Genomic DNA, 13,281 nt, shown 5'->3' with positions numbered 1-13,281 from the left:
CAGCTGAATCCGGTGCCGATCGGCGTACTGGGCGAGCTGTACATCGGCGGAGCCGGAGTAGCACGGGGCTACCTGAACCGCGCAGAGCTGACGGCGGAGAAATTCATGGCCAATCCATATGTGCCGGGTGAACGGCTGTACCGCACAGGGGACTTGGCGCGGTGGATGCCGGACGGCAATGTGGACTTTATCGGCCGGATGGACTATCAGGTCAAAATCCGGGGCTTCCGGATTGAGCTGGGCGAGGTGGAAGCACAGCTGCTGACCGTGGAAGGCATTCAGAAAGCCATCGTTACCGCCTGGGAAACCGAAGATGGAAACAAGGACCTGTGTGCCTACATCGTAGCCTCAGCGGCGCTGAACTTGCCGGAGCTGCGCAACACGCTGCAGCCAAAGCTGCCGGGCTATATGATCCCGGCGTATGTCGTACAGCTGGATCATTTCCCGCTGACACCGAATGGCAAAATCGACCGCAAAGCGTTGCCTGCGCCGGAAGCGCGCCTCGAAGGAGGCACGGAGTACGTTGCGCCGCGGACATTGCTGGAAGAGCAACTGGTACTTATCTGGCAAAGTGTTCTGAATCATCCGCAGATAGGCATTAAAGATAATTTCTTTGAAGTGGGCGGACACTCTCTGCGCGCCACAACACTAATGGCGAAAATTCATCAGGAGCTGAATCACAAGCTGGCGCTGCGAGATATTTTCCAATATCCAACGATTGAGCAATTGGTACAAGTGATGGGTGGACATCAGACACAGCAAACGTACGCATCCATACCTGTTGTGGAGGAACGCGCATATTATCCGGTTTCCTCGGCGCAAAAACGGATGTACGTTCTGAGTCACCTGGAAGGTGGAGAGGTCAGCTACAACATGCCGGGAGCTTTGATTATTGAAGGTTCTTTGGATAAAACGAAATTCGAGGAAGCCTTCCGCCTACTGATTGCCCGTCATGAAACGCTGCGAACCAGCTTCGATATGCTGGATGGCGAAGTCGTGCAGCGCATCGCTGCAACCGTTGAGTTCAACGTCGAGCATGCACAGGCAAGCGAAGAAGAAACACAGCAGTACGCCTTGAACTTTGTACGTGCCTTTGACCTCGCACAAGCACCATTACTGCGGGTTCAATTGGTGGAAAACGGACCGCAACGTCACGTGATGCTCTATGACATGCACCATATTATTTCGGATGGCGTTACTGATGGAATTATCGTGCAGGAGTTCTCTCAATTGTATGAAGGCAAGGAGCTGCCGCCACTTCGCATCCAGTACAAGGACTATGCCGTTTGGCAGCATTCAGATATGCATAGTGACCGTCTTCGTGACCAAGAAAGCTACTGGCTGAAAACGATGGCTGGTGAAATTCCGGCGCTGGATATGCCAACGGATTTTGCAAGACCGGCCGTACAGCGTCTGGAAGGAGCACGCTACGATTTTGCGATCGGCGCAGAGGACAGCGAACAGCTGAAACAGCTGGCCGCTCAAACCGGATCGACCTTGTACATGGTGCTGCTTGCTGCGTACAGCACACTCTTGCATAAGTATACGGGGCAAGATGACATTATCGTTGGAACGCCGATTGCCGGACGGCCACATGCGGAACTGGAGAGCCTGGTGGGCGTATTCCTCAATACGCTGGCGATTCGCAATTATCCGTCTGGTGACAAGACGTTCCTTGATTACCTGCTGGAAGTCAAAGAGCATGCGCTCAGTGCTTATGAGCATCAGGACTATCCTTTTGAAGAACTGGTTGAAAAACTGAATTTAACGCGGGATACGAGCCGGAATGCGCTGTTTGACACGATGTTTGAGCTGAAAACATTTGAGCAGCAGGAGTTCGAGCTGGAAGGTCTGACCTTTAAGCCGTATCCGACGGAAAATAATACGGCCAAATTTGATCTGACTCTGGATGCAGTGGAGCAGCCGGAAGGTATTCTGTGCAGTCTGGAATATAGCACAGCGCTGTATAAGCCTGAGACAATCGCGCGATTGGCCAAGCATTTTACCGAACTCGTTCATGCAATTATCCTTCATCCGCAGCAGTCGCTGGCAGCTTTGGATATGGTAACCGCCGGGGAAAAAGCACAGATCCTCTACGGTTTTGGAGATGTAGGAGTATCGGATGTGGCGGCTGTTGAAGCCGGAGCCTTGTTCCATGCCTTTGTGGAAGAACAGGCGCAGCTTGTACCGGATCACGTGGCGGTTGTATATGAGCAGCAGCAGCTTACGTACCGCACACTGAACGAGCGAGCGAACCAATTGGCTCGCAGATTGAGAAAGGAGGGCATTGAACGCGAGTCGATTGTCGGCATCTTGAGCAAACGTTCGGTGGACATGCTGGTCGGCGTACTGGCGGTATGGAAGGCCGGAGGCGCGTATGTGCCTTTGGATGCCGATTATCCGTCCGAGCGAATCCGCTTTATGCTGGAAGACAGTGGGGCGACGGTGCTGTTGACCCAAACAGACTTGCAGGAGCGTGCACAGGTATGGGTGGAGGAAAGCCAGTGGGCTTTAGCGGGAGCGAAATCGGAAGGCCAACTGGAAACGGCGGCTAGCGCTGAGACGTTGGAACAGGATGCGTATACGCTCAGTGGAGACCTAAGCTTAACACCAGCTTCGCCAACTGACCGTGAAACAGCGTCCGAACCCGCAGCCGGGCTGCGTCTGCATACGGTGCTGGCGCTGGACGATGAATCGCTGTACACCGGGGATACCACGGATATCGAGCACATCAACGAGCCGCAGGATTTAGCGTATGTGATCTATACCTCGGGCACAACGGGACGGCCGAAGGGCGTCATGATCGAGCATCACAGCCTGGTGAATACGGCTGTGGCGTATCGCCGGGATTATCGTCTCAGCCAGTTCCCGGTACGGCTGCTGCAACTCGCGAGCTTCTCCTTCGACGTGTTCGTCGGCGATATCGCACGGGTGCTCTTTAACGGCGGCACGATGGTCATCTGTCCGAAAGACGACCGGATTGATCCAAGCCGTTTGTATGGCTGGATTCGCGATTATCAGATTACGGTGTTCGAATCGACACCAGCCCTGATCGTACCGTTCATGCAGCATGTGCATGAACACGGACTGGACATGAGCAGTCTGGAATTGCTGATCACCAGCTCGGATAGCTGCAGCGTCACGGATTACCGGGTGCTGCAGGAACGGTTTGGCGCGGATATTCGCATCATTAACAGCTATGGCGTCACGGAGGCGGCGATCGACTCCAGCTTCTACGACGAAGAACTGTCGAAGCTGCCAGGCAGCGGCAATGTGCCGATAGGCCAGGCGTGGCTGAATGCCCGCTTCTACATCGTAGACAGCCAGCTGAATCCGGTGCCAATCGGCGTACTGGGCGAGCTGTGCATTGGCGGAGCCGGGGTAGCACGTGGCTACCTGAACCGCACAGAGCTGACGGCCGAGAAATTCGTGGCCAATCCATATGTGCCAGGTGAACGACTGTACCGCACAGGCGACTTGGCGCGGTGGATGCCGGACGGCAATGTGGACTTTATCGGCCGGATGGACTATCAAGTCAAAATCCGGGGCTTCCGGATCGAACTGGGCGAGATCGAAACAGCGATCCAGCGGGTGCCGGGCGTGCGTCAAGCGGTGGTGATCGACCGGACGGATGAGCGCGGGCACAAATATCTGTGCGGATATCTCACCGGAGAAGCGGAGCTGCGGCTGGAGGAGGTACAGGCCGAGCTGGAAGCCGGGCTACCGGCACACATGGTGCCTGCACGCTTGATGCGCCTGAAGGCCATCCCACTGACCAGCAACGGCAAAATCGACCGCAAGGCCTTGCCGGAGCCGGAAGGTAGTATCCATACTGGCGCAGCCTATGTAGCACCGCGTACCACGGTCGAGCAGGTACTGGCTACGGTATGGGCCGGGGTGCTTAGCGTGGAAGCGGTAGGCACGCAGGATAACTTCTTCGAACTGGGCGGCGATTCGATCAAGGCGCTGCAAGTATCGTCCCGCTTGCTACAAGCAGGCTACCGACTGGAGATGAAGGACCTGTTCAGCAATCCAACGTTGTCTACATTGGCGCTGAGAGTCCAATCGGTGACAAGATTGGCAGATCAGAGCGAAGTGGCGGGCGCTGTGAAGCTGACACCCGTTCAACAATGGTTCTTTGAGCAAAACCTGACGGATGCTCATCATCATAACCAGTCCATCATGCTGCATAGCAAGGATGGTTTTGATGAACCGGCACTGCGCATGGCGATGGACCAAATTGTCAGCCATCATGACGCGCTGCGGACCATTTTCCGTCCTACCGATCACGGATACGAAGCCTGGAACCGCCTGATTGGTGAGGGTGAGCTGTATACGCTGGAACGGATGGACTTCAGAAATGAGACTGAGCTGTCTGCGGCGATCGAGGCCAAAGTGAATGAAATTCAAGCGGGTATTCATTTAAGTGAAGGACCGCTGATGAAGCTGGGGCTGTTCAATTGCCCGGATGGAGATCATTTGCTGATTGTGATTCATCACTTGGTAGTGGACGGCGTATCCTGGCGCATTTTGTTCGAGGATATTACGACAGCCTATGAACAGGCATTAAACGGACAAGCGATTCGTCTTCCGCTCAAAACGGATTCGTTCCGCATCTGGGCCGATGAGCAGTCCCGATATGCGAACGGTCCGGCAGTGGCAGCAGAACTCGCGTTCTGGCAAGAGATTGAACAGGGCGTATATGAGCCGCTTCCAAAAGACCAGCCACAGCCCTATTCCTTGAATAAGGACAGCGAGATCATTACTGCCACGTGGACAGCTCAGGAAACGGAGCAGCTGTTAAAACAGGCACATCGTGCCTACAACACGGATATGAATGATTTGCTGCTTACCGCATTGGGGATGGCGGTTCATCGCTGGGCAGGGATTGAACGAGTGCTCGTCAGCCTGGAAGGCCATGGACGGGAGTCCATTTTGCCAGAGCTGGATATTACGCGTACCGTTGGCTGGTTTACGACTCAATTCCCGGTTGTGCTGGATATGGGCGTGGGGCAAGACCTTTCACGGCGCATCAAAAATGTGAAAGAAGGACTGCGCCGCATTCCGCAAAAGGGCATTGGCTACGGTATTTTGAGATATCTGTCCGCAGCACATGCGCAAAAGCGTTTTGTAACCGAACCTGAAATCAGCTTTAATTATCTGGGACAATTTGATCAAGATTTGCAAAATCAATCGATTGACGTATCTCCCTACTCCAGTGGTACAGAGCTTAGCGCACATGCAGCCAGATCGCACACGCTGGACATGAACGGACTGATTTCGGAAGGCGAACTGCAATTGACGATCAGCTACAGCAATCAGGAATATCGCCGTGAAACGATGGAACAGCTAGCTGAAGTGTTCAGAACCAGCTTGCAGGAAATCATTGCGCATTGCGTAGGCCGCAAACAGCAGGAGCTGACTCCAAGCGATGTGATGCTTAAAAATGTAACCATGGCCGAGCTGGACCAATTGGTAGAACGGACTCGTAGCATTGGCGAACTGGAAAATGTATATGCGTTGACGCCGATGCAAAAAGGCATGTTGTTCCATAGTCTGATGGATGCAGAGTCAGGTGCTTATTTTGAACAAACGACATTTGATCTGCATGGACGCTTCCAAGTGGATGTGTTCCAAGACAGCCTGAATCATTTGGCGCAGCGGCATGAGATTTTTAGAGCTAATTTCATCAGCGGCTGGCAGGATGAGCCTGTACAGGTCATTTTCCGCCATAAGGATGTCGGCTTCACGTATGAAGATTTGTGTCATCTGGATGATCAAGAACGGGACGCGTATGTGAAGGATTTTATCCGCCAGGACAAGGCAACCGGATTTGATTTGTCCCGGGATGCGTTGATGCGCGTGGCGATTTTACGGACAGGTGACGAGGATTATTATTTTGTGTGGAGCTCTCATCACATCTTGATGGATGGCTGGTGTGTGGCGCTGGTAACAGATGAAGTGTTTGAGGCTTATTTTGCAGCCGTGGAGCATAGAGAACCGAAGCTTGCCCCGGTTACTCCATACAGTCAGTATATTGAGTGGCTTGAAGCACAGGATGTAGAGGCTGCATCTTCATACTGGAATGATTATTTGCTCGACTATGATCAGCAAACTTCGATTCCGACCGGAAAAGCAGGTGTGAAAGCGGACGGTGCGCAATTTGAGCATGTACTGTGCGATCTGGGCAAGGACTTGACAGGACGCATTGAAATGGTTGCCAAGCAGCACCACGTGACCACGAATACATTGCTGCAAACAGCCTGGGGCTTGCTGCTTCAAAAGTACAATAGTAGTGATGACGCTGTTTTTGGCGGCGTAGTGTCTGGCCGTCCTGCGGACATTCCGGGTATTGAAAATATGGTGGGCTTGTTCATTAACACCATTCCAGTACGTATCCGCAGTGGGGCTGAGGAAACATTTGCCGACATGATCAGAGCAAATCAGAAACAGGCGCTGGTTTCTCAAGTTTATGAAACGTATCCGCTGTATGAAATTCAAGCCTTGACCGAGCAAAAGCAAGACCTGATCAACCACATCATCGTGTTCGAAAACTATCCGGTGGAGGAGCAGGTCGAGCAGCTTGGTGAAGGCGCAGAGTCGGATTTTAAAATTAGCAATGCAGGCATGATCGAACAAACCAACTATGATTTCAATGTGCTCGTCATGCCGCAGGAAGCAATGAAAATCCGATTTGAATACAATGCGAAGCTATATGATCGTGAGGCTGTAGAACGGACTCAGGGCCATCTGGTGCAGTTGCTGGAGCAAGTGACAGCGAAGCCAGATATGCGAGTACATGAACTGGATGTTTTAGGTGAGCAGGAGTGCGAGCAAATTCTGGGCATATGGGGCAATACAGCGGCCGCGTATCCAAGCGAGCAAACGATCCATGGCTTGTTCGAAACACAAGCAGCGCAGACACCGGAGCAGGCAGCGTTGTTCTTCGAAGGAGAGCAGTTGACCTATCGCGAGCTGAATGAACGCGCGAATCGTCTGGCTCGAACCCTGCGCAATCAAGGCGTGACGAAGGATAGCCTGGTGGGTCTGATGGCCGAGCGATCGGTAGAGTTGATCGTGGGTATCTTAGGCATTTTGAAAGCCGGAGGTGCATATGTCCCAATCGATCCGACGTATCCAGAGGAGCGTATCCGCTACATGCTGAACGACTCAGGTGCGGAACTGCTGTTGACGCAAAGCTACCTGGTGGAAAAAGCCGTTTTCGACGGTCATGTGCTGGTGCTGGATGGAGCACAGACGGTGGATCACGAGGAGGGTTCCAACCTGGAGCCGTTGTCCGGTCCGAACGACTTGGCGTATGTGATTTATACGTCCGGTACGACGGGGCAGCCGAAGGGCGTTATGGTAGAACACCGTAATGTCGTACGTTTGGTGAAAAATACGAATTATGCGCAATTGGATGCTGACACGCGCATTTTGCAGACCGGGGCTGTTGTCTTCGACGCATCCACCTTCGAAATTTGGGGGGCGCTATTGAACGGTGGACAGCTGGTGCTGGTGAACCAGGATGTCATTTTGGATGCGCTCAAGCTTAAGGAAGCTGTCCGCAATCATGGCATTACCACGATGTGGCTGACCGCACCGCTCTTTAACCAGCTGTCCCAGCAGGATCTAGAGCTGTTCGAGGGGATACGGGAGCTGCTGGTCGGCGGGGATGTGCTGTCCGTGCCGCATATTAACCGGGTAATGAAGGCCCATCCGCACCTGCAGATTATTAACGGCTATGGCCCGACCGAAAATACGACCTTTTCCACCACACATGCGATTACTGGCATGCAATCAGGATCGGTGCCGATTGGCAGACCGATCCATAATTCGACAGCGTATGTCGTGGACCGTTCGATGCGGCTTCAGCCCGTCGGGGTATGGGGCGAGCTGATCGTGGGCGGTGACGGGGTGGCCCGGGGCTACCGCAACCGTCCGGACCTGACGGCTGAAAAGTTCATCGATAGTCCGTTCCGCAGTGGAGAAAGCTGCTATCGCACAGGCGACCTAGTACGCTTGAATGTGGACGGAACGCTGGAATATAAAGGACGGATCGACGCACAGGTGAAAATTCGGGGCTACCGGATCGAGCTGGGCGAGGTAGAAATGCAGCTGTTGAAGCTGGAGGCGGTGCGAGAAGCTATGGTCATCGCACGGGAAGATGAGCAAGGGCAGAAGCAGCTCTGCGCTTATGTAGTCGCCGATGAGGAAGTTGTGGCAAGTGAGCTGCGCAGCGCTTTGAGTCAGGAGTTGCCAGGCTACATGGTGCCGTCGTATTTTATCCACTTGGAGCAGATGCCGCTGACACCCAACGGTAAAATCGACCGCAAGGCCCTGCCGGCACCAGAGGTCAGCCTGCAAAGCGAAGCGGATTATGTTGAACCGCGGACGTGGGTGGAAGCGAAGCTGGCACAAATCTGGCAGGAGGTGCTGGGCCTCACGCAGGTCGGCGTGAAGGAAAACTTCTTCGAGATTGGCGGACATTCGCTGCGGGCGACGACACTGGCCTCGAAGATTCACAAGGAGCTGAACAAGCTGCTTCCACTACGCAGTATTTTTGAAGCACCAACGATTGAACAGCTGGCAGCTGTGCTGGAAAGTCTGGATCAAGTGACCTATGCGTCCATTCCAGTTACGGAAGCCTGTGCCTTCTATCCGTTATCCTCAGCGCAAAAACGGCAGTATGTGCTGCATCAATTCGACCCGAATGATGTGAACTACAACATACCGTCAGTGCTGCAAGTGAGCGGTCCGCTGGACGTGAAACGAGTGGAAAATGTATTCCGTCAACTGCTCGCCCGACATGCGACCTTGCGTACACGTTTTACCCTGGTGGACAGCGAGCCGATGCAATGGATTGAGGATACCGTACCGTTCGAGGTGGAATATACGAAGGTACAGGCAGAGGGTGCGACTACGGCTCCGCATTCAGACACAGATACGATGATCAGCAAGGAAGCACAAGAGCTGGTACGACGCTTTGTACGTCCGTTTAGTCTGCAGGCTGCTCCGCTGCTGCGGGTAGGTGTGGTGGACCTGGGGGTACCAGGAGTAGAGCAAGAAGCGCAGCATCTGCTCATGCTGGATATGCACCACATTGTGTCTGATGGGGTATCCATGGGGGTACTGACCGATGAATTTGTCCGCTTGTATGGCGGTGAAGAGCTATCCCCATTGCGGATTCAGTACAAGGATTATGCGGTATGGCAGCAAAGCGAAGCCCATCAGGAGTGGATGCAGCGTCAGGAAGCATACTGGCTCGACACCTTCCGGGGTGAGCTGCCGGTGCTGGATTTACCGACAGACTTTGCCCGCCCGGCGGTGCGGAATACGGCAGGAGATACCGTCGTCTTCGGACTGGAGCGTGAAGTTAACGAACGCCTGAAGGAACTGGCGGCGCAAACAGGCTCCACGCTGTATATGGTGCTGCTGGCGGCGTACACCGCGCTCTTGCATCAATACAGCGGACAGGAGGACATCGTAGTCGGCACGCCGATTGCCGGACGGCCGCATGCGGACCTGGAGCCGATCATCGGGATGTTTGTCGGCACGCTGGCCATGCGCAACTATCCGACAGCGGAGCATACCTTCCGCAGCTACGTGGAGGAAGTGAAAGTACGTGCCCTGCAGGCCTACGAGCATCAGGACTATCCGTTTGAGGAACTGGTGGAAAAGCTGAACGTGAAGCGGGATATGAGCCGCAATCCACTGTTCGATACGATGTTTACCCTGCAAACTACCGAGGAAGGCGAACTGCAGCTGGCAGACCTGAGCTTCCGTCCATACGGCCTGGAGCAAACGCCAGCGAAGTTTGATTTGACGCTGGAAGCCAGCCAGGAAGAGGCAGGCATCCAGTTCGGATTGCAGTATGCAACCGCGTTGTATCAACGGGAAACCGTAGAACGGATGACAGGTCACTTCATTCGTTTGGCTGAAGCTGTGGCGTCGAACCCGGATGTGAAGCTGGGAGAAATCAAACTGATTACAGCGGAAGAAACCGAGCGGATACTGAAGGTGTTCAATGATCCGAACGCGCATAGCGTACGTGGAGCCAGACACGGACAGGCGCAAGCTCGTTCGCTGAGCGAACGGTTCGAAGAGCAAGCGAAGCTCAGCCCAGAGAGGGTGGCAGTCGTGTCTGGAGACACGGCACTGACCTACACCGAGCTGAACGAGCAAGCGAACCAACTGGCCCGCGTGTTACGGGCGAAAGGTGTCGAAGCAGATCAACCGGTTGGTGTATTGCTGGAACGTTCTGCTGATATCCTGGTGAGCATTCTGGGGATACTCAAGGCCGGAGGCGCGTATGTGCCGATGGATACCATGTATCCGCAGGAACGCATCGACTACATGCTCCAGGACAGCGGGGCAACGGTCGTGATTACAAGCAAAGTCGCCATTCTCTCGCTGAGCTTGCCATCGACAGTACGAGCTATAGTCCTTGATGACGAGGACGTTCAGGCTGGGCTGGACGGACAGGATGCGAGCAACCTGATCCCTGTCGCCGGCGCGCAGAACCTGGCCTATATGATTTACACGTCAGGTACAACCGGTCAGCCGAAAGGGGTCATGATCGAGCAGGGCAGCGTCAGCAATCTGGTGGATGCTTTATTCGAGCGGGTGTACAGCCGCTATGAGCAGCCGCTTCACGTCGCATGGCTGTCAGCGTTTGTATTTGACGCTTCGGTGAAGCAAATCTTTGCCAGCTTGCTGTTAGGCCATACCCTGCATGTGGTATCCCGTGACGTCAGCCTGAGCGGGGAGCATTTGATCGCCTACTATCGCACGCACCGGATTGATTTGTCGGATGGCACACCTGCGCATCTGCATATTTTGAACGAAAGCGTCAGCGTGACGGAAGCGCCGGATGTGAAGCATTACCTGATCGGTGGCGAAGCATTATCTGTGCAACTGGTAAATGTGTTCCTGCACAAATGGTCCGGGTATCGTCCGGTGATTACCAACGTGTATGGTCCGACCGAAACGACGGTAGATGCGACCGCTTATACGATTGAAGATGTAGAAGCCTTGAACGTACTGCTGGAAAAAGGGGAGCACACGGTATCCATCGGAACGCCGATAGCGAACCAGTCTGTGTACATCCTGAACAGCCAGCAGCAGCTGGTGCCGATCGGTATCGCAGGCGAGCTCTATATCGGGGGTGCGGGTGTAGGACGAGGGTACCTGAACCTGCCAGAGCTGACGGCAGAGAAGTTCATCCCGAATCCATTCGTCTCAGCCTCATTGGAAACAGAGCAAGCACAAGATGTCCACATCCACCGGATGTATCGGACGGGCGACCTGGCACGGTGGTTGCCTGATGGCAGCATCGAGTATTTGGGCCGGATCGACCACCAGGTAAAAATCCGCGGGTACCGGATCGAACTGGGCGAGGTCGAAGCGCAGCTGCTGACCGTGTACGGCATTCAAAAAGCCGTAGTCACGGCATGGGAAAACGAGGACGGACACAAGGACCTGTGTGCCTATATCGTAGCTTCAGCGTCGCTGAGTTTGCCGGAGCTGCGGAGTGCGCTGCAGCCGAAGCTGCCGGATTACATGATCCCGACGTACGTCGTGCAGATGGATCGATTCCCACTGACGCCAAGCGGAAAAATCGACCGCAGAGCGCTGCCTGCGCCGGAAGCACGCCTCGAAGGGGGCATGGAGTATGTTGCGCCGCGGACGCCGCTCGAAGCCAAGCTTGCTCATATCTGGCAGGATGTATTGAAGCTGTCCAGCGTAGGAGTCACCGACTCATTCTTCGACGTTGGCGGACATTCTCTGCGTGCAACGACGCTGGTGGCCAAAATCCATCAGGAACTGGACAGCCGGATTACACTGCGTGAGGTGTTCCAGCACTTTACGATTGAGCAGCAAGCCAAGCTCATAGCAACGCATGGCACGGACACCTACACGGTGATTCCTGCAGTGGCGAAACAGGCGTACTACCCTGTTTCCTCGGCTCAAAAACGGCTATACATTTTGAGCCATCTGAGCCATCTGGAAGGTGGGGATGTCAGCTACAATATGCCGGGTGTATTGATAGTGGAAGGGCCACTTCAGGCAGATCAACTGGAGAGTGCGTTTTGTCAGTTAATTGCCCGCCATGAAACATTGCGGACCTCCTTTGAAATGGTGGAAGGCGAGGTCGTTCAGCGCGTTTACGATCAGGTTGAGTTTGCAGTAGAGCGTCTGCAGGCCAGTGAGTCCGAAGCCGAAGCGTATATCGGGTCATTTGTACGCAGCTTTGATCTTCGCCAGGCACCACTGCTGCGTGTTCGTCTCATTCAAACCGGACCAGAGCGCCACCTTTTGATGTACGACATGCACCATATCATCTCGGACGGAGTATCGTCTAACAATATCGTGCAGGAACTGGTACAGCTATACGAGGGGCAAGAATTGCAGCCGTTGCAAATTCAGTACAAAGACTATGCGGCGTGGCAGCAGCAGGAAATGCAGCGTGAGTCATATCAACGCCGGAAGCACTTCTGGCTGGAGCATTTAGCCGGAGAATTACCGGTTCTGGATTTGCCGATTGCTTATCCAAGACCTGCTGTTCGCAGCTTTGAGGGTGCGCTGTATGAATTTACTGTTGACCCGAATGTATCCGAGCAACTGCACCGAATGGCGGCACAGACCGGAAGTACGCTGTACATGGTGCTATTGAGCGCCTACACCGTTCTGCTGTCCAAATACAGCGGTCAGGACGATTTGATCATCGGTACTCCGGTAGCAGGTCGCTTGTTGCCTGAACTCGAGCCGCTGATCGGAATGTTCGTTAATACGCTAGCCATCCGGCATCAGCTGAGGGGCAACCAAACGTTCTACAGCTACTTGCTGGAAGCCAGAGATCGTACGCTGCAAGCCTTCGAGCATCAGGATTATCCACTTGAAGAGTTGGTGGAAAAGCTGGATGTAGCCCGGGATGCAAGCCGTAACCCGTTGTTTGACACCATGTTTGTACTGGAAAATACGGAGTCGCAGGAAGCGAAGCTTGAAACGCTGTCCTTCAGTCCGTATGTTCAGGAACATAGGATCTCCAAATTCGATTTGACCTTGTCTATGAGTGATGAAGACGGGGGGATCAAGGGCTCCTTTGAATATTGCACGAAGCTGTTTGGGGCAGACGCTATTGAACGATTAACGGAAGATTTGCTAGCGATCCTGTCACAGGTTGGGACCGATCCAGATTTGCTGTTAAGCGATATTCAGGTGAACTCGGGCGAGCAGCCGCAAGGATTTTCACCGGATTCCATCGACTTTGCTTTCTAA

1 protein-coding gene (only partly in view) is annotated in these 13,281 nt (G+C 54.0%); it reads left to right on the top strand.

All coding sequences use genetic code 11. The features are described 5' to 3' along the window. Window positions 1–13,281: the end of a non-ribosomal peptide synthase/polyketide synthase gene (locus KQI_RS26705; protein WP_241763862.1), read on the top strand. The gene continues 23,220 nt to the left of window position 1, outside the view; 13,281 of the gene's 36,501 nt are visible here — the last part of the coding sequence; its start codon lies off the left edge, out of view; its stop codon occupies window positions 13,279–13,281.

Source organism: Paenibacillus peoriae KCTC 3763 (assembly GCF_000236805.1).
Classification (GTDB): domain Bacteria; phylum Bacillota; class Bacilli; order Paenibacillales; family Paenibacillaceae; genus Paenibacillus; species Paenibacillus peoriae.
The sequence above is the reverse complement of the archived record's forward strand: the minus strand, read 5'-3'. Positions and strand labels throughout refer to the sequence as shown.